27 protein-coding genes are annotated in these 24,259 nt (G+C 30.3%); 10 read left to right on the forward strand and 17 right to left on the reverse strand.

Going from position 1 to position 24,259, the window contains the following annotated elements; all coding sequences use genetic code 11:
• Positions 1-469: 469 nt before the first annotated feature.
• From NWE55_RS01995 to tnpA (NWE55_RS02010), 4 genes are all read right to left on the reverse strand, one after another.
• Positions 470-793, reverse strand: coding sequence for a hypothetical protein (locus NWE55_RS01995; protein WP_258204528.1), 324 nt, complete (start codon positions 791-793; stop codon positions 470-472).
• Positions 794-1,084: 291 nt separating this feature from the next.
• Positions 1,085-2,635 carry an IS66 family transposase gene (tnpC, locus tag NWE55_RS02000; RefSeq protein ID WP_258204529.1) on the reverse strand — a complete coding sequence of 517 codons (1,551 nt, stop codon included), beginning with the start codon at positions 2,633-2,635 and terminating at the stop codon, positions 1,085-1,087.
• Between the two features lie 49 nt (positions 2,636-2,684).
• Entirely contained in the window at positions 2,685-3,023 is a 339-nt protein-coding gene (gene tnpB, locus NWE55_RS02005) for an IS66 family insertion sequence element accessory protein TnpB (RefSeq protein WP_258204226.1), read from the reverse strand.
• Positions 3,023-3,307: an IS66 family insertion sequence element accessory protein TnpA gene (gene tnpA, locus NWE55_RS02010; protein WP_160338907.1), complete on the reverse strand. Its 285-nt coding sequence runs from the start codon at positions 3,305-3,307 to the stop codon at positions 3,023-3,025. Before tnpA (NWE55_RS02010) ends, tnpB (NWE55_RS02005) begins: the two co-directional genes overlap by 1 nt.
• Before the next feature lie 11 nt (positions 3,308-3,318).
• On the opposite strand from tnpA (NWE55_RS02010), the gene NWE55_RS02015 reads away from it, so the two are divergent.
• The gene (locus NWE55_RS02015) at positions 3,319-4,164 is read left to right on the forward strand and encodes an RteC domain-containing protein (RefSeq protein WP_258204530.1); all 846 of its coding nucleotides are present in this window, start codon (positions 3,319-3,321) and stop codon (positions 4,162-4,164) included.
• Positions 4,165-4,286: 122 nt separating this feature from the next.
• On the opposite strand, the gene NWE55_RS02020 is transcribed toward NWE55_RS02015, so the two are convergent.
• The 4 genes from NWE55_RS02020 to NWE55_RS02035 all read right to left on the reverse strand — a co-directional run bounded on the left by NWE55_RS02020 (position 4,287) and on the right by NWE55_RS02035 (position 7,528).
• Positions 4,287-4,628, reverse strand: a complete 342-nt coding sequence (locus NWE55_RS02020) for a hypothetical protein (protein ID WP_258204531.1) — start codon at positions 4,626-4,628, stop codon at positions 4,287-4,289.
• Positions 4,629-5,000: 372 nt separating this feature from the next.
• Positions 5,001-5,333, reverse strand: a complete 333-nt coding sequence (locus NWE55_RS02025) for a transposase (RefSeq protein ID WP_258204532.1) — start codon at positions 5,331-5,333, stop codon at positions 5,001-5,003.
• Positions 5,334-5,479: 146 nt separating this feature from the next.
• Positions 5,480-6,166, reverse strand: coding sequence for a toll/interleukin-1 receptor domain-containing protein (locus tag NWE55_RS02030; protein ID WP_258204533.1), 687 nt, complete (start codon positions 6,164-6,166; stop codon positions 5,480-5,482).
• Positions 6,167-6,256: 90 nt separating this feature from the next.
• Positions 6,257-7,528, reverse strand: coding sequence for an ATP-dependent nuclease (locus NWE55_RS02035; RefSeq protein ID WP_258204534.1), 1,272 nt, complete (start codon positions 7,526-7,528; stop codon positions 6,257-6,259).
• Positions 7,529-7,768: 240 nt separating this feature from the next.
• Between NWE55_RS02035 and NWE55_RS02040 the strand changes: the two genes are divergently transcribed.
• Positions 7,769-8,083 (forward strand): transposase, encoded by a 315-nt coding sequence (locus NWE55_RS02040; protein ID WP_155093491.1) that lies wholly within the window; start codon positions 7,769-7,771, stop codon positions 8,081-8,083.
• Positions 8,077-8,970, forward strand: a complete 894-nt coding sequence (locus NWE55_RS02045) for an IS3 family transposase (RefSeq protein WP_258204713.1) — start codon at positions 8,077-8,079, stop codon at positions 8,968-8,970. The genes NWE55_RS02040 and NWE55_RS02045 overlap by 7 nt, the downstream gene beginning before the upstream one ends.
• A gap of 11 nt (positions 8,971-8,981) precedes the next feature.
• Here the strand turns inward: NWE55_RS02045 and NWE55_RS02050 are convergent, their stop codons facing one another.
• Both NWE55_RS02050 and NWE55_RS02055 read right to left on the reverse strand, forming a co-directional pair.
• Entirely contained in the window at positions 8,982-9,314 is a 333-nt protein-coding gene (locus NWE55_RS02050) for an AAA family ATPase (protein WP_258204535.1), read from the reverse strand.
• A 57-nt stretch (positions 9,315-9,371) separates the two neighbouring features.
• Positions 9,372-10,550, reverse strand: a complete 1,179-nt coding sequence (locus NWE55_RS02055; RefSeq protein WP_258204536.1) for a PDDEXK-like family protein — start codon at positions 10,548-10,550, stop codon at positions 9,372-9,374.
• A gap of 682 nt (positions 10,551-11,232) precedes the next feature.
• Between NWE55_RS02055 and NWE55_RS02060 the strand changes: the two genes are divergently transcribed.
• The 3 genes from NWE55_RS02060 (at position 11,233) to NWE55_RS02070 (ending at position 15,021) form a co-directional block, all read left to right on the forward strand.
• Entirely contained in the window at positions 11,233-11,703 is a 471-nt protein-coding gene (locus NWE55_RS02060; RefSeq protein ID WP_258204537.1) for a JAB domain-containing protein, read from the forward strand.
• A 155-nt stretch (positions 11,704-11,858) separates the two neighbouring features.
• Entirely contained in the window at positions 11,859-13,829 is a 1,971-nt protein-coding gene (locus tag NWE55_RS02065) for a P-loop NTPase family protein (protein ID WP_258204538.1), read from the forward strand.
• Positions 13,807-15,021, forward strand: coding sequence for a hypothetical protein (locus NWE55_RS02070; protein WP_258204539.1), 1,215 nt, complete (start codon positions 13,807-13,809; stop codon positions 15,019-15,021). Before NWE55_RS02065 ends, NWE55_RS02070 begins: the two co-directional genes overlap by 23 nt.
• 66 nt (positions 15,022-15,087) lie before the next feature.
• Here the strand turns inward: NWE55_RS02070 and NWE55_RS02075 are convergent, their stop codons facing one another.
• The 4 genes from NWE55_RS02075 to NWE55_RS17045 form a co-directional block, all read right to left on the reverse strand.
• On the reverse strand, positions 15,088-16,083 hold the full coding sequence (locus NWE55_RS02075) for a nucleotidyl transferase AbiEii/AbiGii toxin family protein (protein WP_258204540.1): 996 nt from the start codon (positions 16,081-16,083) through the stop codon (positions 15,088-15,090).
• Positions 16,073-16,690 carry a DUF6088 family protein gene (locus tag NWE55_RS02080; RefSeq protein WP_258204541.1) on the reverse strand — a complete coding sequence of 206 codons (618 nt, stop codon included), beginning with the start codon at positions 16,688-16,690 and terminating at the stop codon, positions 16,073-16,075. The genes NWE55_RS02075 and NWE55_RS02080 overlap by 11 nt, the downstream gene beginning before the upstream one ends.
• A 437-nt stretch (positions 16,691-17,127) precedes the next feature.
• On the reverse strand, positions 17,128-19,044 hold the full coding sequence (locus tag NWE55_RS02085) for an AAA family ATPase (RefSeq protein WP_258204542.1): 1,917 nt from the start codon (positions 19,042-19,044) through the stop codon (positions 17,128-17,130).
• The gene (locus NWE55_RS17045; protein ID WP_373425573.1) at positions 19,044-19,247 is read right to left on the reverse strand and encodes a KTSC domain-containing protein; all 204 of its coding nucleotides are present in this window, start codon (positions 19,245-19,247) and stop codon (positions 19,044-19,046) included. Before NWE55_RS17045 ends, NWE55_RS02085 begins: the two co-directional genes overlap by 1 nt.
• Positions 19,248-20,076: 829 nt before the next feature.
• On the opposite strand from NWE55_RS17045, the gene NWE55_RS02090 reads away from it, so the two are divergent.
• Positions 20,077-20,220: a tyrosine-type recombinase/integrase gene (locus NWE55_RS02090; protein ID WP_444850888.1), complete on the forward strand. Its 144-nt coding sequence runs from the start codon at positions 20,077-20,079 to the stop codon at positions 20,218-20,220.
• 26 nt (positions 20,221-20,246) lie between these two features.
• Here NWE55_RS02090 and tnpC (NWE55_RS02095) read toward each other — a convergent pair whose 3' ends face one another.
• Genes tnpC (NWE55_RS02095) through tnpA (NWE55_RS02105) form a run of 3 tightly spaced genes read right to left on the reverse strand, consistent with a single transcriptional unit; the run spans position 20,247 to position 22,517 of the window.
• A complete protein-coding gene (gene tnpC / locus NWE55_RS02095) occupies positions 20,247-21,839 on the reverse strand; it encodes an IS66 family transposase (RefSeq protein WP_258204543.1) in 1,593 nt (530 codons plus the stop codon).
• A gap of 49 nt (positions 21,840-21,888) precedes the next feature.
• Positions 21,889-22,227, reverse strand: coding sequence for an IS66 family insertion sequence element accessory protein TnpB (gene tnpB / locus NWE55_RS02100; protein WP_258204221.1), 339 nt, complete (start codon positions 22,225-22,227; stop codon positions 21,889-21,891).
• The gene (gene tnpA / locus NWE55_RS02105) at positions 22,227-22,517 is read right to left on the reverse strand and encodes an IS66 family insertion sequence element accessory protein TnpA (protein ID WP_258204220.1); all 291 of its coding nucleotides are present in this window, start codon (positions 22,515-22,517) and stop codon (positions 22,227-22,229) included. Before tnpA (NWE55_RS02105) ends, tnpB (NWE55_RS02100) begins: the two co-directional genes overlap by 1 nt.
• A gap of 11 nt (positions 22,518-22,528) precedes the next feature.
• Between tnpA (NWE55_RS02105) and NWE55_RS02110 the strand changes: the two genes are divergently transcribed.
• The 3 genes from NWE55_RS02110 to NWE55_RS02120 all read left to right on the forward strand — a co-directional run bounded on the left by NWE55_RS02110 (position 22,529) and on the right by NWE55_RS02120 (position 24,233).
• A complete protein-coding gene (locus tag NWE55_RS02110; RefSeq protein ID WP_258204544.1) occupies positions 22,529-22,672 on the forward strand; it encodes a hypothetical protein in 144 nt (47 codons plus the stop codon).
• 368 nt (positions 22,673-23,040) lie between these two features.
• The gene (locus tag NWE55_RS02115; RefSeq protein WP_258204545.1) at positions 23,041-23,274 is read left to right on the forward strand and encodes a helix-turn-helix domain-containing protein; all 234 of its coding nucleotides are present in this window, start codon (positions 23,041-23,043) and stop codon (positions 23,272-23,274) included.
• A 68-nt stretch (positions 23,275-23,342) separates the two neighbouring features.
• Complete coding sequence (locus NWE55_RS02120; RefSeq protein ID WP_258204546.1) at positions 23,343-24,233, forward strand: hypothetical protein; 891 nt, start codon at positions 23,343-23,345, stop codon at positions 24,231-24,233.
• Positions 24,234-24,259: the final 26 nt, after the last annotated feature.

The following is a 24,259-nucleotide window of genomic DNA, read 5'->3' on the forward strand; positions in this document are numbered from 1 at the left end:
ATAACAATAAAAAAAGTACTTTCTTGATATAATCGTAAGATTAGCTTTTGATCAAACACTTGCTTTACCCAAAGAAAGCTACAACTGATAACAAATAAAGTCATATAAGATTTATTAAGGCTCTTCGACACAAGAATCATTTCATTGTTTAAATAGATAAATGATAAAATGTAAACTACTAGAAAAAGACCTAAGCTAATTGTAAAAAACCACTTAGGTCTTTGTGTAATTAGATTCTTAAATAGATAAAATACAGCCAAGAATTCGAATAAAGAGTGTATCTGATACCAATGTGTCACTTTCATTTGGAGTTGAATAATTACAACATATTCATACACAGACGAAAATGCAATTAATGCTATAATTGGTATAATGGATTTATTACATACAATATCCTTTCTCATAACAAGAAAAAGCAGCATTGGAATTACTCCCGCAAATAAGGCTATATATAATATCAGACTGTATATCACTCTATTTTTCTAACTAATTGACTTTTCTTTGGACATAAATGCGGACAAGTCACTAGTTCATCAAGCATGATTCCACTAGTTAAATCTTCTCCACTTTCATCAACTCCAACTAAAACAACATTACTTTGATTTGTTTTCACATTTAGACCAGGATAAACACGTAATCCTACGCATCCTTTTTGCTCTAATAACTCATCTAACTTATCAAGTCCAACAAAATAACTATTCGGTTTTTCACTGTTTTGTTCTTGATAAGAATACGTCAGCTCAACTGCCTTTTCAAGGCTAATTATCGTGCCTGAATTTTTGTTAATTTCCATAAAACTAAACATTTAAAAGTTAATTATGTAAATGTTTATAATTTTCAAACAATAAACAATACGTGTTTTCCGCATATTTATTCAGAATAGACGTATTGATTTTTAAAGAGGCTTTGCTTTATTTTAAAAAGGCAATAAATCAAAAAAATATTGGGGTTAAACGTGTCAATAATTAACCAACCAAAACTCAATAATTATGACACAAAATGCTCTTTACACAAGTGTATTCAAAACAATTGAATCAAAGGAAATGTATCCACCCTAGCAAGTACATCTTGTGAGGTATAAAAATTATTCTACAGCGTCAGAGATTGCCTTTTTATAGTTATGAGGATATAAATCTGTAATATTCTTATGATTGATAGATTGAATATTTTCTAGAACATATTTAAGCCATTGATATGGATTAACATCGTGTTTTTTGCAGTTAGCAAAAAAGGTATAAGCCATCGCTGCTCTTTGCGCTGCATCGTGTGATCCTGCGAACAAGTAATTTTTACGACCAAGCGCTACAGGTCTAATAGCGTTTTCTACAAGATTATTGTCAATCTGTAGATTTCCATCATATAAGTACGCACTAAGATTATCCCATCTAGTTTGAGAGTAAGCAAAGGCCTTGCCTATTTGACTTTTAGGAAGTGTAAGTTTCATTTGAACAAACATATATTTACCCAATTCATTGATGATAGGTAAACTCTCTTTTAGACGAAGCTCTTTGATTTGATCAGCTGTTAAGTTTTGTTCCTTCGCCTTTTTTTCCACAGCATATAGTTTCTGTATTTCTATAAGTACATGCTGTGCTTTTGTCTTATCATTGTCAAGAGCTCTTTCAAACTCACGACGAGCATGTGCCCAACAACCAAGATGCGTTACATCTGACTTAGCTCCATAGGCTTTGTATCCGCTATAACCATCGGTTTGCAGATATCCTTTGAAGTTTTCTAATACAGGTAGTGCAGCGCTGCCACTACGTGTGGGACTGTAATTGAACATTACGAGTTTGGATATAGGTGCGTGATACACCCAATAATACCCAAGATGAGATTTATCTTTCTTTTTCTCATCTAAGACTTTGATGGTGGTTTCATCAACTTGAAGATATCCTTCATTTTTGATGTCCAGCAGAAGCTTTTCATATAGTGGTTTTAAAGCATCCATGCTTTGAGTTGCCCAGCCATCTATAGTAGAAGAAGCTATATCGATATTTTCTCTTGAAAAGCGTTGCTTCTGGCGATATAGTGGAAGGTGATCTACATACTTGTCAACAAGTATTGTAGATAATAATCCTTCTGAAGGTATTCCTTTATCTATAATTCGCTCTGGAAGCAATGCAATACTAATTTGAGTGTTGTCTTTATCTTTCGTGGCGTATTTATATCGGATGTACCGTTTGATTTTAAAGTAACCTGGAACATAATCTAACACATCTGTAGTTTCTTTACCAATGCAAATCTTATCAGATAAATCTCCCTCTGGGTAGATTTCTATTTCTTCTACTGGTAAATGATCAGGTAGTTTAGCTCTTCCTGGATGTTTTTTCTTCTGACGAGAATAAGTGATCTCTTGTTTGATTACTTCTTCTTGTTCTTCTAAGACTGCTTGCTGAACCTCTAAAGGTAACTGTGTTTGATTAGGGTCTTCGAAACGCTCGCGTTTTTGTCCAAATTGCATGCGTCGTAAAAGATCTACTAAGCGTTGGAGTTCTTGCTTTTCTTGTTCTAGCTTAGATGTCTTTTGCTCTAACTTAGTATTTACTTTGTCTTGTTTGGAAATAGTCTTGGACTGCTTTTTTATAAGCGCCAAAAGTTGTTCTTTCGATAAGTTTTCTAAGTCTATTTCCATGAAGTAAAAATACGTCAAAAGCCTTAAATATACAAGGTTTTAACCTGTTTTACTTCAATGAAAAACGCCTTTTTTGGTTACTTTTGATAACCTGGATTCCCTCTATCATCAGTACTAAATCACTCCAACTTATTTGAGCTTTACTATGCGTGGGAAAAGCAAAAGTTCCTTGTTCTAAGCGTTTGTGGTATAGTACAAAGCCTCCTGCTTCCCAATGCAAGAGCTTCATTTGATTACAGCGTCTATTGATAAATATATAGACACTCCCGTTATGAGCTACTTGATGAAGTTCATTTTGGACAAGTCCACAAAGGCTATCAAAACTCTTGCGCATATCACAAGCTTGTCTATACAAATGAAATTGATTAGAACTACTCAAACTAAACATTACACTAAGTTTACTAATGAATATAGTTCACTAAGATTATCCGTTTGTAGACGTAACTTTACACCATTGGGATATACGATTTCATATTCTTGAGTTTTGCTTACTTGGCCTTTTGTTACAGTTATAAAATTATTGTCTAATTGTGTTGACTCTGACTTATGCTTAACTACCCAATAACTAAAGGTTGCTAACTTAATTCCGACACTTTCACAGTATCTTGATTGCGTTAATCCACTTGTTCTCCAATCCTCTACATGAGAATACATTATTTCTTGTTTGCTCATCTATTTATTATTTGAAACAAACTTACTACCTTAAGTTAGCTTATGAAATATGTGGTTGCTCGCGTGGATACAAGGAAATTGAACTAAACTTACTTGACTCAACTTCTATTTCAAAGGCTTATGAAATGATTCAATTTTTAAGACTTCTACTTATGAACCTAAAGCAAGAAATACTTCAAGTGGGATTCAAAAATCAAATAGATGAGATTGAATTTTTTAAAGTAATTAAGCCTCAAGTCTTAGGCAAACTAATCTTTTACAACAAACTCTATTCTATAGAAACAAGTTGCCCAATAGATATTGTTGTTAAGAATAAATACTATCATAAGCATTTGGAAGAATTAAACCTTGAGTATAAGAAGTATTTTGCTTACAATGAATTTTATAAATACTATAATGCCAAACGAATAGATAAAGACATCGAGTACTTTACCCTTGGAAAAACTGATTTACTCATTGGTATAAACAGCTTTATCTTTGAATTAGACGCTCTTTTCTCCACCTATTATGATTATAAAATAGCTCGTATAATAGCTCATGACTTACTTCAGAATTATCTTCATGAGAAAATACAGGAATATGATATTGGTAACAATTCAATATCATCATCTAACTTAGTGTGGTCAGAATCTCAAAATGCACTCATAGAGCTTATCTACGCTCTTTACCTATCAGGATCTATTAATAATGGTAAGGGAGAAATACGGAAGATAGCAATACTGTTTCAGCAGTTATTTGGTATAAAACTCTTAGATATACATCATGCTTTTCACCGTATGAAAACAAGAGCTAAATCCAAGACTTGTTATTTGGATAAGTTAAAAGAAGTATTAGAGGAGTATATGGATAAAACATAATATGAAAAAATATTCCACCGAATTAATATGACATACTAATTCAGTGGAATATTTTTTAAGTAATCACCCTTGTTTAAGTAATTTTCTCAAATCCTAATACATTATACGTTTTATCTAAAAAACTACACACCATCTGAAAAATAATCTCTCATTATATTCGTAATTTTCTTTGCTCTTGAATCTTTTGCTTTCTGCATAATTTCCTTTTCAGAATAAAATTCAATATCGTACTTTTTTGTATTTCCTTTTTTTTCTTTTAAAAAAGATAGGGCTTGTTCTGTAAAACCTGACACTGACCAAAATTCAAAAACACATCTTTTATTATCATAATTATTTTGATGATGATTTTTAAAAATCTTAGAGACTTTTTTAGAGAACCTCTCTTCAACTATATCCTTAGAAACCATATTTTTATAAGCTTTACATTCGCGAAAAATTATTTTATCTTCGAAATTTGCTTCCACATCAATTTCTCTCTTTTCTCCAGTATCACTAAGGGTTATGATTCTTCCTATATTTAAACTATTACATATTTTGCTATAATAATACCCTACTGCTAATTCAAGTTTTTTTCGCTTTTTGCAACATGAAATAACAACGTATTACATTTTAAGCGTTTTTGTAACATGTATTTTCTTTGCAAACCTTGCTAAGTCTTCTACCTATTACATTTATCATTATGCCATCGAGATGGATTATTGATGGTATAATTTGATATATCCTGATAGGCTTTTTCATCTCTTATCATATAATCATAATAATTACATTGTCATATTTTATAATCTAACGATTGGATAATTTCAATTAAAAAAGAATTACATCTTTTTCTATCAGATTCATCTTGTAGGGGCGAATTGCAATTCGCCCCCTACTTTTATTCTTTTTATCGCTGCATTTCTATATCTCCTCACTACTGCTCTTATAGACTGACTTAAAGATTTAAAACTTCCTTGTATATTCTCTCTCTTTTTAAATAGAATCTCCACAATACCATGAATATGATTTAGCTTAACTATACACTCATACAGTCGGATATTATCTCTCACATTAGTTGTATTCAGCCATTCTTCCAATGCAATCTCTTCAAATATATTCAATCGCATTTTGCTCTTAAACACTTCTCCAAACAAATGTGCTCCACCTTGACAACAAATCGTAATAAAGTACAACTCAGCTTGGCTATTATCATACCCTTCTAATCATATAAAACGACGCTTATTCTTATCGGGATCAAAGTGATTCATAGAGATAGTAGTTTTAGGTTAAGATGTAGATTTTAGCTTATATCATTTTATTTCCACCAATACTTAGAATTTTACTCCTCAAGTGATACTAATTCTGCTAATTTAGATACTATGTTTAACATAGTATCTTCACCAGTGCTTAAACCACTTCTCGACCCAAGTAATGGACTCACATCACGCAAATTATCAAATGTTGTATTATGCACAATAGGAACAAGTTGATCACGAGATAAAAGAGCAGAAAGTTCTTTATCCGCAATACCCTCTCCCTGAATTCGTTTTAGAAAATTTGGAGTAACTAATACAATTCCAACACGAGATTTTGCAAGACCTTTATCAATTTCACGTAATAGTGATGATCCTAACAAGACATCTTTTTCACTAAACCAAACTGTCACCCCTTTCGATTCCAATAAATCGTGTAATTCCTTTGCTACTTCTTTTCTATCATCCCACGCATGACATAGAAAGACATCTCTTAAATCAGGAACACCTGAACGTTTCTCAATATTTTCACGAACAGGTGTAAGTGTTCTTATTTCTGTTGGTGTATAATAAATACTTGATGAAACTGGAGACCATTTTGCTTTAACTTTATTTTGTCCAGTACTACTACTTCCACTTGTACTACTTCCATACGAGGAAGAACTATAAGAAGAGTATGAACTGTAACCTCTTGAACTTCCTCCACATGCAGGACAATTTTGTCTTGCACTTTCTGTGCGATGACCATTAACTGGTGCTGTACATCTTGCCATAATTTTATTGCTATTTTGGTTAATTAAAATATTTTTGACTTCTAAAATGTGGTAACATTACATACAGACGAATTGCAATTCGCCCCTACTTTATCCTGCAACTATTAAACTATTTAAACCAATAAATTCAGCTAAGTTATCAGGAAACAACAGATTTGAGATAACGAAATTTTGGTTCTGTATTATATTCCATATTTTCAAACCACATTTATCATCACTATTGTAACCAATAACTTCTTCCAATTTCTTTACGTTGAAGTGTATTTTTTCTATAGCTGTACTATCAATTAAATTCCTATTTGTAGTAAGCATACCTTTTTTTATTCTACCCCCTCCTGTATAAATCACATTTGCTTTAAGGCTTGCTAAATCTGCAAAACCTCGTATTTGTTCAATAGATACATCAGCTAAATCAAAATCCCAATCATTAATTAGAAAATAATCTATTTGAAAATGTTTACATAATTCAACAATGTACAAAGCTGTAGCTTTACCATGATGGCAAACAAAAGAGATATTTTCAAAATTGAGATAAGTATCTGCAAATTTAAGTTTATCAATAATATCATCCCTTTCAGCTATTGATTCAAAGACTTTTCTTCGAATTACTTCTTTATAAACTAATACATCATTAGGTCCTTCAACAAGAATTACTTTCTTGCTGAAAAGCATTCTATTTAAATTAGGCTCTACGGTCTTAATATATTCATTAAAACGAGTTACATTTATCGGTTCTTCAAAATCATTAGGATCCAAGTCATTAAAAGGATTTGTAAAATTCCCAACGTTATTATATGCTTTAATAGTTTGATTATTTTCATCTGTATCTAATCTAATAATCCCTTTTGTATCAAAAGCATCTATCATTCTATCTGAATGAGTAGTATATATTACTTGATGCCCTCTTTCTGCCAGTGTACACAAAACCATTTTATAGAAATACTCTTGATGATTCTCATGTAAAAAACTCTCTGGTTCTTCAAATAAAAACAAACACCTATCTTCAATATTTGTTTCAGCAATAGCTTGAATAACAGCCATCACAAACATAGAAATGAAACCATCTCCAAAATGATCTATTGGAATAAGATTTTTAGAATCACCGTTTAAGCCTACTTTAAACATCATTTTTAAAAAAATATCTTCATAATGAGGTAAACCAAACTCTACATGACAACTATTATTTCTAAGATTTTGATGATAATTTTTTTCGATAGATTCAATAAAATGCTTTAATTGTGAATCATTCAATACCTTATCTGTTGACTGTTTAACCTCATTTTGGAAATCTGCCTTTTTGGCTTTCATAACAGCATCTAAATCCACTAATTTCTGAATATGTTTCGCTAAAAAAGATTTCAAATTCCCCCAACTTGTTTTTTGCGTGGAAATTTCCTCCTTGATATTATGGAAGTTAATATAAAAAATATTATAATACTTTCCTTTTCCAAAAAAAGAAGGTTCACAATTACTTTTTAAATCTTCATTTTCAATACTTGTATAAATGTGATAATCTCCTGCTATAGCTTGCCTATGTCCCCTATCTTAGCCCCTAAATAAGCTGGAGTGAAACTAGTAAATTAATTACATAACTTTGGACTTATGAAATACAAGAAATGGAGCTTATCTGAGAAGCTATCAATTTTAGAAGAAGCAGAAGAAAATGGGGTAATAGAAACTTGTCGTAAACACAGTTTAAGTACAGGTACTTTCTACTCATGGAAGAAGAAATTCGATTCTCAAGGAGAATCAGGATTAAGACCTGCTGTTTCTGACAAATCAAAAGAACTTAAAAAAGCAGAAGAAGAGAATAAGATTCTCCGTAAACTACTAAGTGATAAAGAAATAGAATTAGAAGTTCAACGTGAACTTCTAAAAAAAAAGTTTGGGACATCCGATCCAAAAAAGATCTGGTAGAATACTTTTATAGTAAATATCAAAAAAGTAAAGCTAAACTAATACATTGGGTTGGCTTAAGTGAAAGCACGTACTACTTCAAGGGTTCTGGCAAGTCAAAAGGTAATAAAGCTACTTTATTAACCTATCATAAAACCCAAGGTTGGGTTAATGAACAAACTGTTGTAGAGTCAATTAAAGAGCTTTTAAGGGGTGATTTTATGGATTGTGGCTACCGTATGATGAGCGAGTATCTTAAACGCGAAGGGTACACCATTAACCATAAAAAAGTATATCGTATCATGAAAAACGCCAAGCTTTTACAAACTCGTATAACTAGAGATCATTCGGATAAGAAGTACGTTAAGCATCGTAAAGTAAAGACTACGAGACCCTTAGAGTGTATTGAAATGGATATTAAGATGGTATGGATACCACAAAAAGGTAAAAATGCTTATTTACTTTCTGTAATTGATGTACACAGTCGTAGAATATTAAAAGACTACTTCAGCTTTAATATTAAGCAGAAGCAGGTAATAGAATTATTGTCAGGGCTTTTTGAAGAGTTAGATTACCCTAAAAATGTGGTTATTAGATCGGATAATGGTAGTCAATTTATTGCCAAGAATGTAAGAAAATATCTTTCCTTAGTAGGTGTATCACAAGAATTTACACACGTAGCAACACCAGAGGAAAATGCTCACATAGAAGCCTATCACGGTACTTTAAAAAGAGAGGTTTTTACTAAATTTGAATACTTTACTTTTGGACAAATAGAACAAATATTAAAGAAGTACGTAGTATTTTATAATAACAAAAGACTACATGGCTTGCTTGGAAAAATCACTCCAATGGAGAAATGGGAAAAGGACAAACACTTGATTTGTAGCAGAGAAAAAGTAGCCTAAAACATTATACTTTAAAAATTTAAAAATACTCTAGGTTTATAGGGGTCAAAACATCCCCATTGATTTGGTTGAGCAAAATCTGAACTTTCAATACTTGTTCGGATATGAACATTATTATCATAACTTAAATTATGAAGATCTAATAACTCAAAAGTCTTTGCACTAACGAATTTCTCACCAATCCCATAAAGTAAAGAATTTAATAAATTGCTTTTACCAGCATTATTATAACCAATAATAGAAACTGGCTTTAGATAATCTGTATTAGGGAATTCAAATTCTTGAATATCCCCAAACGATCGATAATTTTCAATTGACAATCTTTGAATTCTTATATATGACATAATTCCTATTTTACTTAACAGTTATTTTTCTTGAGTTAGTTTTTTTGTTCAGTTTATTTACATAGAATGTTTATGTATCCCCTTCAACTCATCAACAATACCCCCTACCAATTCATCTCTTTTTTCAGGTTTGATTAATTCAAAGACAGTATCTTCTGAAAAGTCGAAGTACTCATATCTATTTTTTTGAAAAAGTAGTTTAAAATCAGTACTACTTTTCTCTTTTACATTTCTACCAATACTAAAACCATTGGCATCATTACACACATAATATGGAATATTATCTACTTCAAACACCAGAACTGTTATAACTCTATTTTTGCTACCATGAGTTAGCTTAGTTATCTGTTCTTTATCAATATCACCTACCTTAGCACCAAAAGTAACTTCTATCACTTCTTTTAGCTTGGCATAAAACTCATAGACAGTATGCCATTTGAGATGTATGAATTGATCTTTAATCCTATGATACTTTACATCTATATCTTTATACTCTGCTTGCCAAAATACTTTAGCGTATTCATAGTTCTTTAATGTGGTCTTTTTTAACTCCAAAGCTAATTTCACATCATTTAAGAACTCAAATCGCGCTTGTTTATAGTGTTCTATACTTCTTTTTAGATCACTATCTTCTAATAAACTATTTAAGCACATATCCAACCACTTCGCAATATCTGAGAGATGATCTTTTTTATTAAGCAGTCTTTTCACCTCTGGTCGAAAATGCTCATAACCCTCAGGATCCTTACCATTAATGGTTAAGTATATCATACTCACCACTTCGTGTTTATCATTTGTTGGTTCAATAACTAACTTATGATAATACCTTGGCAATTGATATTTTAAGTATGGATCTTTTTCATCTGGTTTAGTCTGATCTTTAGCAAATACTTTATTCTCTATTATAATAGCTTGCTTACACTTATTGTTAATCAGAATATCTATATTGTGTATCTCTCCTCTGCTTCTCTCATTAGGATTAACAGTTACCTCTTCTAAACTATAGTTTGATACTCCAATTACTTCCAGAAACAATGTTAAAAACTTTGTCCCTTGTCCATGTGAACCATTAGGGTCTAACAAAAAAGAAATGAGTCGAGAATGTAGATACTTCTCGTCATGTAACTTAAACATCACACGAAAGATATTAAACTGATTATAGTTAGATAAATTATACCCTGTATTGATCTGATCTAACTGCTGTAAAAAGCAATCTTTATATACATCTTGATTCATTTACTTTATTCTTATTAATTATTCCTGATAGATTCAGTAATAGCAAAATATATTCCAATGATATGCCTCGAGGTTGTTCTCATGAGAATGAGTCAAACATTAAACTCACAACGAAAAAAACATATCATTAAATATTAGTCCATATAACCAATAAAGATACTATAGGATAATCTAAGATACTACAGTAAACATGTGAAGTAACTACTATTTTGAGTAAAAGAAATAAATAACATTTAATTTCAAATTTATTTTATGGTTAAATAGAAAAAAGTAACTTGATATAAAGTATACATCTACTAAATAGTTTTTTTTAAATTTCTTTACCTCAAAAATAGACGATTTACCAATTCCTCATACATTCCCCCATTTCTCCAGATAAATCTGTTAAAATTTATCAGTTGATTTTCCTTTGAATTATTATTGAAAAATCACACAAATAGGCTCCCCCATGAATGCTTGGATCTGAATTATTGTGTCACGAGGTATAATATTTTACTCCATGAAACGATTGAAAAACGGGCTAGTAAACCTTCTAATTTTATTTATAATGTGTTACCACTACTTTCATGCCTCTAAAGGATATTATCATTCAAAAACACCAATGACTATTAAGGAATTGCTTTTTGCGCTTGCTAAAGCATTGCCTATAGCTACTCCATAATTAATTTAAAAATATAATAGTATGGAATCTAAAGATTTAAACAGCAATTGGTTAGTGGCATCAGAGATAGAGCTAATCTACAAATCTAAAGTTAAAGCGTCTGAAAGACCTAGAATTGACTCTTCTTACTCCGCTTTTGAAGTAGCTTTAAAAGCATGGGATGAGAATCAGATTGAATTATTAGAGCAATTTAAAGTACTTATGCTTTCAAACAATAATAAAGTACTTGGTGTACTTGAAATATCATCAGGTGGTATTACTGGAACAATCGTTGATCTTCGATTGATATTTGCAGCTTTACTAAAATCTAAAAGCACAGCTTTTATCTTAGTCCATAATCATCCTTCTGGAAAATTACAACCAAGTGATGCAGATAGACAAATCACGCAGAAGATTAAACAAGCAAGCCAAATACTAGATATCGCTCTTTTAGATCATTTAATAATAACTTCTGAGAATTATTACTCTTTTGCAGATCAAGGCGTCTTATGATGCTTTTATAACTTTAAGACTACAAAAAATAACTAAGGCTATTTAATATCACCCAAGTATCCCTTCACTCAAAATTTGAAATAGTTTACCTATTTTCATATAAATAATAAGAAATACTTCTTTATGTTTATATCTCATTTAATTACAAATAAATCATGAGCTTTAAATTACTAGCAATAAGACCTTGCGTTGATATAGACCAAACATTTTTAAGAAATCTTACCGAAGGTGAAATCTACAGTTTTTGCAATGATTACAAGTTTTTAAACTCTGAATTAAAACCTGCTTTATATAATGATCAAGTTTTTACAATCAAATACAAACAGACCGTTCCTGATAACCTATACACAATTCAAACAGCAAAAAAGAATATTAATATAAATATATCTGCAGTTGTTGGTAAAAATGGAGCAGGAAAAAGTAGCTTAATCGAATTATTGTTATATACCCTATTTATTGTATCTGATAACTTAAGCTTAGTAGACACAGATAAATTCATTGAATCTGAAGATCAAGAACAAGCACAGTACGAAAGAAAAAGATATGAAAAAGATTTAAATCAACTAAAAAAAGGATTAAAAGTTGACATCTATTACTTGTTAAATAATAACTATTATAAACTAAGTATTAATGATGGCAATTCAATTTTAGAGTCATTTTCTAGTTTAGAAAAAAAAGCTAGTTTTAAACCTGATAAAATCACAGTACAAGATTATAACGCAGTAAATAATTTTTTCTATTCAATAATCGTAAATTATTCATTCTACGCATATAATTCTAACCATAGTGGTATTTGGCTTAAATCCTTTTTTCACAAAAATGATGGTTACCAAATGCCATTAGTAATCAATCCTTTTAGAGACCAAGGTAAAGTAGATATAAATACAGAAACTCTATTAACGAATTCTAGATTACTATCAAATATTTTAAGTATTCCAAATTATAAAAAGATTAATTACAAATCACCAATTAAAAATATTGAATTGTATATTAATCAAGAAAAATATAACAATTTCTTATCAAACGGAAAAAAAAGATTCAGCCAAAATTTTATTGATAAATTTAGGTACTCCATTCTGTCTCCACTATTTAACTACATGTTTAAAGGCAATTTCCAGTACCCTAAAATAGACACTCAAATAAAAGAATTAGCGGAAATTTATCTTATAAATAAGATTATTACAATTCCAACAAAATATAAAACTTTTGAAGCCTTTGATAAAAGAATTGAGAAAGATAAAGAACGTATAAACAATTATAAAATAACCGAAAAATTAGCAAATGCTTTTGTAGAAGAACTTTGTGAAGATAAAAGTCATATAACATTAAAAGTAAGACAGACATTAAACTTCCTTAGGGAAGATCTATATGATCTCTCTTTTCAAGATTTTTCAGCAAATAAATTTGACATAAAATCAGTTGTAAAAAAAATGAATCAATTAAGGCAACAAGAGTGGTTTACAGACCCTCTTGATTATCTTCCTCCTCCATTTTTGATAAGTAAAATAAAATTTAATGATGGAAGCTATTTCGATGATTTAAGTTCAGGTGAGAAACAAAAAATTTACTCACTTAACTCCATTATTTATCATTTGAGAAACTTAGACTCTATTAATAAAAATAAAACACGAAACTTAATAAACAATGTTTCTTCATATCAATCAATCAATTTAATTTTTGATGAAGTAGAATTGTATTATCATCCACAATATCAAAAAGAAACTATTCATAGCTTACTTGATTTAATTCGAATCTCTAACTTTAAATTTATTGAAAATATAAATATAATTTTCTTGACACATTCTCCCTTTATTCTCTCTGATATACCTAGTCAAAATACCATACAAATGACAATTGATAAGAAAACAGGTAAGAGTAAAATGATTAAACGTAAACAACAATCTTTTGGAGCAAATATTCATGATCTATTAGCTAACAATTTTTTCTTAACAGGGCCGTTAATTGGAAACCTTGCTGACAAAAAAATTATGGAATTAATAAACAATATTAAAAACCAAAATATCACAAAAAATGATAAACTATTGTTGCAGCTAATAGGTGATACATTTTTAAAAACAAGTATAGAACTATATAGTAATAAACATGATAAAAATTCAGATAAATAATCTCCAAGACACAAAAAAAGAATTTATTAATTCGATAGCTCATTTAGTAGCAAATAGAATTAAAATTTTACAAGCATCGTTATCTCATTTAAATGGAGAGTCCATTGATTTTAATTCAGCCCCAGTTACAAGTTTTAAAGCAATAACAAAAGATATAGTGAAAATTACAGGAGGTTCTATTAATATACAAAATGGTCAACAAGAATATATAAAAGCAATTCAAGATTATATTGGTAAAAACAACAACTTAATGACCATAAATATTAAATCATTAATTAATTTTTGTAAAGATTTACTAGCAGATAACAACAAAAAACTAGCTAAATTATTGACTTGTGAACCTTCTAAATTAATATTTCTAAACAATAAAATAATCCACGATTATGACTTAAATTCCAATAATCATTTGGCGATAATAAAACTGGCTTTTGATTATAAAAGATTTGAAAAAAACATCTCTTCTAAAATTAGAAAGTACTTTATAGAAAAAAAATTTGTGGAGATTTGCCCTTACTGCAATACTAAAAAAGCTCATCAAAAAACTAACTCTTCAAAAGAAATTGTAGAGTCATTTCAATTAGATCATTTTTATGACAAAGCAAAATTCCCTCTGCTATCTTATAGTCTTTTCAATTTAATACCAAGTGATCAAACTTGCAATGCAATAAACAAAAAAGATATTTTATTTACTGATGAATACCACCTTAACCCTTATTTATCTGGTTACACTGAATCTATCAATTTTGAACCTATTGGATTGAACACTTCCTATGAAGTAAATAAAATTCAATTGAATATTTCTGAAAATAAAAAAACTGACCTATATAAAAAAATAAATGGCACTAATGAACCTTTAGTTGAAAAAGGTAAAGAAGGAAATCTCAATGTATTTAAAATACGTTCAAAACACGATGATCAACAATATTTAGCAAGTAGAATTCTAAAAACATTAAATGCAACTTATTCCAATATAAACCACATAAATAAATATCTTAAAATACTCACAAGGAATTTAAAAATAGAAGATAGTTATGTACAATGGTATGAAAAAGAATTTAATGTTCGTTTTCTACCTTCAAATTTTAACGACAAAGCCTATTCTAAATTTTGTAGAGATATACACGATTATTATTACTCTAATAACAAAAAAATTAGGAACCCACACATAATCGAATTACCTAAAAACTCTTAATCCACTTGATATACTTCTATTTAAAATATTGCTTTTCATTACTGTCTTAACAAAGCTAAGTTGATTTTAAATCATATTAAATTTATTTTCTATCTCTTTCAAACAATTCAGTAAATCAGTCCAGTTTAAACTATCACCAATAATCATATGCTCTTGCATTGTTTTATAGTCTTCTTCCCATTTTTCAAGTACTTCCTCCGGAGGTAAAATACTCAATTTACCTTTTTTATGATTTGAGTAATCTATCCCTCTTAAAGGCGTTACTTTTTTTCGATGATCAACAATACTAGTAAACAAATTATCATCAACTATTGCTAGTTCACCAAATTCTGAATCCATAATTTTACTTATGTCATAAAAATGCCTAGTTAGTCGATCAGTCCTAATATTTTCAATTGGCTTTGAGAATTCTTCGTGCAATAACAATACTTTCTCAATTAAAGTACGAGTAGGAACAACAACTTCTACATTAAATTCAGGCATAGCAAAAGTCGATTTTGAAAATTCCGAATCAATATATGAAATAATAGGTTTTGACTCAGCTGGCTCAGTTAACGATCTAGCTCCCATTTCAAGTAAAACACGCTGTTGAATATATTCATTAGTAACAGGTACACATGATTGATAATAAACCTCTAACGTATTGGGATCACTTGTGTCGTCAACATGGTCATTATACTTAATTTCATATAAACTCGGATCTACTCCCAACTCAGTTAATTGATGTATTAACTCTTCTCTAAATTCATTAATAATAAATCCACCAGAAGCCTTTCTAAGTTTTTTAATTTGTGTTTTAGAATCAAGCTCACCAAACCCCAGTAAACTTCTGTCAATAATCAAATCAATATCTTCTGAAAATCGCTGTATTAAATTATAAGCCTTACTCAGAGAAGTTCCTCCTTTAAATATAATAGAACCTGCATACTCAGATTGAAAGATTGCCTTTAAAAGAATACAAACCCACCAATCTTTCTCTATTACAAAAGCTGGTAGTCCATAAACAGCTTCAGCTTGTTTTAATACAGTAACTTTTTGTTCTTCAGATAAATTAACCCACATAATCCTGTTTATAATAAAGTTTTCTAATTTCTTTTTGAATCCAAACTGGAGCAAATTTCAATTGAGATTCTATCACTTGTTGATCTATTTTATCAATAGTTAATTTAATAGTATTTAAAAAAGAATCTGTAATTTCTTTTTGCCCCTTCTCTTTAAAAGCCTGTACTACTAAATGTAACAGATTATCTTTTATCATAAGATTTTTAGGGACAGTCCTCTTAAAATTAATCTTCCTATTTCCAACCTTAATCTCTCTTTGAGACCCTTCAGTCAAATAAACAGTCTTCAAGGGGATCTGGGTTGTTAGTCCTAATAAATACAACGCTAATACACCAGTTGGCGCTATACGCACCTTATCTCTTTTTGCAATCTCATTTGCAATTTCCTCTATACTAGGATAAATTGTTCCTAATAAAGAATCTTGCTTTGGTTTTATATAAATACCATGGGCTAATCGTTCAATAAGATTTTCTTTTTCTAAACGAGAGAGTACTTGGCGAATATTGTCAGATGTGCCATATTTAACAAAATCATTAGCGAAAAAAATTTCTCCACGCTTAGATTTAGAAATCTTCTCTACTATCTGATTACTAATAGATTCATTCATAAAAAAAGATTTACATTTGTCACAAATTTAATCAATATTTGTGACAAATATCTCTTTCAGTTAATCAAAATATTTGTTTATCGCGTGGGGGTTCTTTATCTTTGTATTACTTAAGTAATACAAAGATAAAGAACCCCCATCATAAAACACAACATAACAAACTGATTTAAAACGTATTACATCTTACTTATCAAACAAAAACTCAGTAGTCAAATCCTTCCGCAAAACAACAAAAACATCAAACTCTTTCTCAGCTTTGCAAATTAAACCTTTTAAAAGTAGAGACCAAGAAAATTTAAAGTGATAGCTGTAAATGAAATAAATAATATTGTAGAAATAGCAAGTTATCCTTATCTTCTCATTTAACATAGCGATACCATTTGTATCCAGAAGATGTATAAAAGTCTGTCATAAGTGGTATTCGGTAAATTTATGTGTTAGTTTAAAGCTATAAGTTTATCAAACGCTTCTTTAATCTTTGAAGGAATATGGTCGCGATGATTCACTACTTTTAAAATAAAATCAGAAGATTCATTACCTTTATCTGGAATTGAAATAAAATCATCAATTTCATTTCCATCCTCCATCCATTTTGTTTTTAATGATGATGATAATTTTTTAAAGAACTTTTTATTACTCTGTATGCCTGCTCCTTCGGGAATAGAATCAAAAACCTTTTGAATAAATGCTTCATCAACTTCAAACAATCCATCGTAAAATTGATTAACTATATCAGTCCATAAATTAACGGCAATCGAATCTTCAATATCTTGTTTTCCTACGAAAAAAACATTCTCTGTTTTATCAATAGCATCCATTTCAAAACTCATATCATTATCAAAAAGAAGTATCATTGAATCCTCAATCTTGTTAAACCCTTGAGTTATTGATTTTAATACTCCTTTATTTAATCTCCACTTGTCCTTACCTTCGATATTAATTAATTGAATATTATCTTCAATAAAAGTTCTTCCTGTATATATTTTATATAATGCTGGTATTATATATTGTTCAGTATCTCCTTCAACGATTAAGAACTTATCGTGAAATAAAAAATCCGAATTTTTAACTTTTAAACTTTCAAAAATACTTTCTACACTATCACAACTTGATAAATTTGTATATCCAGACTCTAATTTGTATGTATTTAAAATATCGTTAGTATTAGCTTTATCAATAAATATGGTTGAATGGGTACTTATTAAAGTTTGAACATTTCCACGAGACAATCCTTTTAAAATATCAAAAAACTCTCTTTGTGCACCAGGGTACAAATGTGTTTCTGGTTCATCAAATGCCCAAATATGCTTTTTAATACCTAATTGATCTGTGCTTTCTGCTTTTGCTTTTATTAAAGAAAACCATATTTTTCTTTTTAAACCCTCTCCTTGATTATCTAAATGAATCAATCCATCACTTTGTAGTTTCTGTACCATTATATCAGAAACCTTTTCTTTTACCTCAAAATGAATTTTACTAGTGATTGACTGAATCTCTGGTGCTACCGAAGATATAATTTTTTGAATTCGGTTAAATTCTTCATTTATTGCTTCCTCTGCTAAATGTGCTTTTTCTTGAGCAGTTGTTTTAATTGGTTGAATGAATTCCTCAATTTTGTCTTTCATTAAACCCGTTGCTATAGAAATAACTTCTTCCATAGAACAATTCCAATCAAAATATTTATACTCAGGAAAAATATCAGAATCCTTTTTTGCAGGTTTATATTCAATCCATAATCTTTCTAATTCTATTTTACTATTAATAGCTCTTATTAACTCCAAATTAGAAAATCTTCCCGTAGCATTAGAATTAATAATATCATCAGAAGTAATATTCAACTCTTTTTTTATTGTATTTAATTTTGCCGCTGTCTCAGTGTATATATGTTTGTATTCTATATTTGAATTTTGAGCTAAATATCCAGTTACAGTATTAGCATTAATTTTCTTGATCAACCAAATGGAATTATCAATCAAATTTTCTAACATCCAACTTAAACTATTAGAAAAATCTATATTTTCAAATGAATCTAACTCATTTTCTTGTAATCTTAATTTACCTAATACGTAGATACTAGTATTATCATATTCGTCAAAACAAGGTAAATTCCTTTCTTGGAAAATAGATTCAAATTCTTCCAGAGCTAATGTAGAATTAGATAAATCACTTTTATTATTTCCTTCTTGACTAAATGAACAATTAACTCTATTAAATAATAACTCTATTCCTTTTAACAAAGTAGATTTTCCACAATCGTTTAATCCAATAAAAATATTAGGGTTATTTTCTTTTAATTTGAAATCGACTACTTTACAGCTTTTGTAATTGATAATTACTATCTCTTCTAAATACATTACAATTCTTGATATTTAAATTTATTAACAATATTTGAAACTAAATAAGAATCATGAGAAGATGTATTCACTATTCCATGATAAATATTTTGAGGAGTATTATTATATTGGTTAACTCTTCTTTTATTAAATTCTACTTCTAAAATTGAGTTATTATATCCAATAGATCTGGTATTACATGATGATACTCTTTGTCTTTCCATTATTTTCTAAGTTTTATAATTGTTTTTATTAGTTATATTTGTCCTAACCTCTCAAATCGGCTTTACAACAACAATTGTAGTAGAGTGAGCTCTTGGTTATTTACCTACAAATCCCTTCAATTCAGCTATGATATCCTCTACTAATTTATGCCTTATTCTTATTAATTATTCTTGCTAGACTCAATCATAGCAAAATATACCTCATTTGATTGTTCTCATGAGAATGAGTCAAACATTAAAATTACAACGAAAAAACACATCATTAATATTAGTCCGTATAACAAATAAAGATACTATAAGATAATGTAAGATACTGCAGAAAACATGTGAACTAGCTACTATTTTGAGTAAAAGCAATAAAAAGTATTTAATTTTAAATTTATTTTATGACTAAATAGAAAAAAGTAACTTGATATAAAGTATCCAACTACTAAATAGTTTTTTAATCTACTCTAAATATCAACCTTAAATAATAACTATAAAAAAACGAACAATTAATAACCTTGTCTAACTTCTTTACATTCAAAAATAGACGATTCCCCAATTACTAATTCCTCACCAAACTCCCCTATTCCCTCCGATAAATCTGTTAAAAAGAAACAGTTGATTTTCGTTTGAATTATTTTGAAAAAAGTGTTGTACAAAAACATGCAAATTGACAATGAACCCCTATGAATGCTAGGATCTGAATTATTGTATCGGAAAGTAGATCTCTACTTACTTCAAATTATATTTAACTAAAACCAAGGTGTATATTATAGTACCCTTGGTTTTTTGTTTTTTACTGCGTCGCCTTGAGTTGTAGTCTTTTGTCTTTGGCTTAGTAAAGATTACGGATACTTACAAGCATATTATCTTCCATAGTGCGAGACATACCAATACGGAACTACTCCTGGAGAATGGGGCTGATATTTACACGGTTTCTAAACGTAGGGGACATCGTGAAATCCGCACTACTGCGTATCCACCCTAGCAAGTACATCTTGTGAGGTATAAAAATTATTCTACAGCGTCAGAGATTGCCTTTTTATAGTTATGAGGATATAAATCTGTAATATTCTTATGATTGATAGATTGAATATTTTCTAGAACATATTTAAGCCATTGATATGGATTAACATCGTGTTTTTTGCAGTTAGCAAAAAAGGTATAAGCCATCGCTGCTCTTTGCGCTGCATCGTGTGATCCTGCGAACAAGTAATTTTTACGACCAAGCGCTACAGGTCTAATAGCGTTTTCTACAAGATTATTGTCAATCTGTAGATTTCCATCATATAAGTACGCACTAAGATTATCCCATCTAGTTTGAGAGTAAGCAAAGGCCTTGCCTATTTGACTTTTAGGAAGTGTAAGTTTCATTTGAACAAACATATACTTACCAAGTTCATTGATGATAGGTAAACTCTCTTTTAGACGAAGCTCTTTGATTTGATCAGGTGTTAAGTTTTGTTCCTTCGCCTTTTTTTCCACAGCATATAGTTTCTGTATTTCTATAAGTACATGCTGTGCTTTTGTCTTATCATTGTCAAGAGCTCTTTCAAACTCACGACGAGCATGTGCCCAACAACCAAGATGCGTTACATCTGACTTAGCTCCATAGGCTTTGTATCCGCTATAACCATCGGTTTGCAGATATCCTTTGAAGTTTTCTAATACAGGTAGTGCAGCGCTACCACTACGTGTGGGACTGTAATTGAACATTACGAGTTTGGATATAGGTGCGTGATACACCCAATAATACCCAAGATGAGATTTATCTTTCTTTTTCTCATCTAAGACTTTGATGGTGGTTTCATCAACTTGAAGATATCCTTCATTTTTGATGTCCAGCAGAAGCTTTTCATATAGTGGTTTTAAAGCATCCATGCTTTGAGTTGCCCAGCCATCTATAGTAGAAGAAGCTATATCGATATTTTCTCTTGAAAAGCGTTGCTTCTGGCGATATAGTGGAAGGTGATCTACATACTTGTCAACAAGTATTGTAGATAATAATCCTTCTGAAGGTATTCCTTTATCTATAATTCGCTCTGGAAGCAATGCAATACTAATTTGAGTGTTGTCTTTATCTTTCGTGGCGTATTTATATCGGATGTACCGTTTGATTTTAAAGTAACCTGGAACATAATCTAACACATCTGTAGTTTCTTTACCAATACAAATCTTATCAGATAAATCTCCCTCTGGGTAGATTTCTATTTCTTCTACTGGTAAATGATCAGGTAGTTTAGCTCTTCCTGGATGTTTTTTCTTCTGACGAGAATAAGTGATCTCTTGTTTGATTACTTCTTCTTGTTCTTCCAAGACTGCTTGCTGAACCTCTAAAGGCAACTGTGTTTGATTAGGGTCTTCGAAACGCTCGCGTTTTTGTCCAAATTGCATGCGTCGTAAAAGATCTACTAAGCGTTGGAGTTCTTGCTTTTCTTGTTCTAGCTTAGATGTCTTTTGTTCTAGCTTAGATGTCTTTTGCTCTAACTTAGATGTCTTTTGCTCTAACTTAGTATTTATTTTGTCTTGTTTGGAAATAGTCTTGGACTGCTTTTTTATAAGCGCCAAAAGTTGTTCTTTCGATAAGTTTTCTAAGTCTATTTCCATGAAGTAAAAATACGTCAAAAGCCTTAAATATACAAGGTTTTAACCTGTTTTACTTCAATGAAAAACGCCTTTTTTGGTTACTTTTGATAACCTGGATTCCCTCTACCATCAGTACTAAATCACTCCAACTTATTTGAGCTTTACTATGCGTGGGAAAAGCAAAAGTTCCTTGTTCTAAGCGTTTGTGGTATAGTACAAAGCCTCCTGCTTCCCAATGCAAGAGCTTCATTTGATTACAGCGTCTATTGATAAATATATAGACACTCCCGTTATGAGCTACTTGATGAAGTTCATTCTGGACAAGTCCACAAAGGCTATCAAAACTCTTGCGCATATCACAAGCTTGTCTATACAAATGAAATTGATTAGAACTACTCAAACTAAACATTATACTAAGTTTACTAATGAATATAGTTCGCTAAGATTGTCTGTTTGTACACGTAGCTTTACACCATTGGGATATACGATTTCATATTCTTGACTATTGCTTACTTGGTCTTTTGTCACAGTTATAAAATTATTGTCTAATTGTGTTGACTCTGACTTTGCCTTATACTTAACCACCCAATAACTAAAGGTTGCTAATTTAATTCCTACACTTTCACAGTATCTTGATTGCGTTAATCCACTTGTTCTCCAATCCTCTACATGAGAATACATTATTTCTTGTTTGCTCATCTATTTATTATTTGAAACAAACTTACTACCTTAAGTTAGCTTATGAAATATGTGGTTGCTCGCGTGGATACACTACTGCTATCTATGCTAAGATAGTAGATGAGAAAATGAAAGAAGCATCTGAGCTTATTCCGGAACTTAAGTTTGGGTTTTAAACTAAACTTTAATTACTGATTATAATTACAATAAAGCCAAGTAGTACTTGAAAGTACACTTAACTTTGATTTTATCCTAGTGTTTAATTTCATAACGCTTTATTCTTACAGAAAAAGAAAAATATTACTCAAAAGAATAGAGTTTAATCTTGAACTCATTATTGAAATTTAGATAAATTAGGGGTGAATATATTACCACAATACTTATACTTTAACAGCAAACTAAACCAGTTATTGAACAAATACCAGGTGAATATATTACCACAATACTTATACTTTCTTTTTCTTAGTAAGTGATTCAATAAAGTATTAAAAGAAAGTCCACAAATTGAAAAATAAATTGTAACTCTGTATAAACCATTTAAATTATGAAATTGAAACCTATAAAATCAGAACAAGATTACAAAGCAGCTTTAGAACGACTAGCGTTGATTTTTGATGCACTTCCTGGAACAGAAGACAGTTATGAATTGGAGATTTTGGGCATGTTGATTGAAAAATATGAAAAAGAACATTTTCCTATGGATTTACCAAATCCAATTGAAGCGGTTAAATTTAGAATGGAGCAAATAGCTACAAACAAAATGATTCAGCAGAAATGATCGGATTAAAAAGTAGAGCAAGTGAAATTTTAAATACCTTAGCACTATTCTAGTACAAACCAACTATCATGATCGATCCAAAACTAACCAAGATTCTATCTAAAGTTTATTTACATCAAAATACAGTAGCTTATGATAGCGATAAAAAGTTCTATACCTATCAACTACAACCTGATAATATAAAAGAAAAAGATCTTTCTTTATTGACTGCTAGTGGGTATTCAATCAATCAAATTGAACATTATCAGCACAATCAAGTTGTACAGGATTTAAGAACAATCGTCAATCAAGAAGGATTAGAACATAAAATCTATCATTTATTTATCAAGGCTATTGGCACAGGACTTCACCGCGGTTTACAGCCCATCATTAGCTATGCCTACGCCAAGCATCTACCCGATCATATTTTCGAACCTTTTAAAGAAGACACTTTTCGAAATCCTTGTAAAATATGTGGATTGCCCAAAGAAAACTGGGAGAATGATGGCAAGAACAGCCATGATTTATACATCGGCTATTGTCGTATTGGTGGTTATACAGAAATCCTTTTAGATTTAAGAGAAATCTCAACACTAGCTCCAATTAAAGCGAATAAAAATGATATAGAGGTATTTAAAAATCTTATAGCCTGTATCGAGCAAGCCAATGAAAATGAAACACCTACAGATCTATTAAACCGAATTTCAAAAGCAAAGATACTCCCAAATAGCAACAATACCTCCCGAACTTGGTTATTGCGTATTTTAGCTGCTTTGGGTATTTTACACAATAAGCTCGTTGAGGATTACAGTATGCTCAATGGTTTTACGCCCTACCATCAATTACTTTCTTGGGAGAAACAACTCCATCAAGAAGCGCCAAATCACCGAACAGAAGTCAATTTTCCTCTTTCAGCTTGGCGTGGAAAATTGGGAGTTAACAAGGAAGTAGTTCATCGTATTTTGAATACAATGCAATAAATCTTAGTATTTGTCACATTCATTTT

It is taken from the genome of Myroides albus (genome assembly GCF_024722315.1).
Classification (GTDB): Bacteria; Bacteroidota; Bacteroidia; order Flavobacteriales; family Flavobacteriaceae; genus Flavobacterium; species Flavobacterium album_A.

Excerpts from the sequence above, each read along its gene's own strand:
- NWE55_RS02080 (WP_258204541.1), bottom strand. The coding sequence starts at position 16,690 with ATGAATGAATCTATTAGTAATCAGATAGTAGAGAAGATTTCTAAATCT.
- NWE55_RS02040 (WP_155093491.1), top strand. The coding sequence starts at position 7,769 with ATGAAATACAAGAAATGGAGCTTATCTGAGAAGCTATCAATTTTAGAA.
- NWE55_RS02030 (WP_258204533.1), bottom strand. The coding sequence starts at position 6,166 with ATGGCAAGATGTACAGCACCAGTTAATGGTCATCGCACAGAAAGTGCA.
- NWE55_RS02120 (WP_258204546.1), top strand. The coding sequence starts at position 23,343 with ATGATCGATCCAAAACTAACCAAGATTCTATCTAAAGTTTATTTACAT.
- NWE55_RS02065 (WP_258204538.1), top strand. The coding sequence starts at position 11,859 with ATGAGCTTTAAATTACTAGCAATAAGACCTTGCGTTGATATAGACCAA.
- NWE55_RS01995 (WP_258204528.1), bottom strand. The coding sequence starts at position 793 with ATGGAAATTAACAAAAATTCAGGCACGATAATTAGCCTTGAAAAGGCA.
- tnpC (WP_258204543.1), bottom strand. The coding sequence starts at position 21,839 with ATGGAAATAGACTTAGAAAACTTATCGAAAGAACAACTTTTGGCGCTT.
- NWE55_RS02115 (WP_258204545.1), top strand. The coding sequence starts at position 23,041 with ATGAAATTGAAACCTATAAAATCAGAACAAGATTACAAAGCAGCTTTA.
- NWE55_RS02070 (WP_258204539.1), top strand. The coding sequence starts at position 13,807 with ATGATAAAAATTCAGATAAATAATCTCCAAGACACAAAAAAAGAATTT.
- tnpB (WP_258204226.1), bottom strand. The coding sequence starts at position 3,023 with ATGTTTAGTTTGAGTAGTTCTAATCAATTTCATTTGTATAGACAAGCT.
- tnpC (WP_258204529.1), bottom strand. The coding sequence starts at position 2,635 with ATGGAAATAGACTTAGAAAACTTATCGAAAGAACAACTTTTGGCGCTT.
- NWE55_RS02075 (WP_258204540.1), bottom strand. The coding sequence starts at position 16,083 with ATGTGGGTTAATTTATCTGAAGAACAAAAAGTTACTGTATTAAAACAA.
- NWE55_RS02050 (WP_258204535.1), bottom strand. The coding sequence starts at position 9,314 with ATGTCATATATAAGAATTCAAAGATTGTCAATTGAAAATTATCGATCG.
- tnpB (WP_258204221.1), bottom strand. The coding sequence starts at position 22,227 with ATGTTTAGTTTGAGTAGTTCTAATCAATTTCATTTGTATAGACAAGCT.
- NWE55_RS02060 (WP_258204537.1), top strand. The coding sequence starts at position 11,233 with ATGGAATCTAAAGATTTAAACAGCAATTGGTTAGTGGCATCAGAGATA.
- NWE55_RS02055 (WP_258204536.1), bottom strand. The coding sequence starts at position 10,550 with ATGAATCAAGATGTATATAAAGATTGCTTTTTACAGCAGTTAGATCAG.
- NWE55_RS17045 (WP_373425573.1), bottom strand. The coding sequence starts at position 19,247 with ATGGAAAGACAAAGAGTATCATCATGTAATACCAGATCTATTGGATAT.
- tnpA (WP_160338907.1), bottom strand. The coding sequence starts at position 3,307 with ATGAGCAAACAAGAAATAATGTATTCTCATGTAGAGGATTGGAGAACA.
- NWE55_RS02085 (WP_258204542.1), bottom strand. The coding sequence starts at position 19,044 with ATGTATTTAGAAGAGATAGTAATTATCAATTACAAAAGCTGTAAAGTA.
- tnpA (WP_258204220.1), bottom strand. The coding sequence starts at position 22,517 with ATGAGCAAACAAGAAATAATGTATTCTCATGTAGAGGATTGGAGAACA.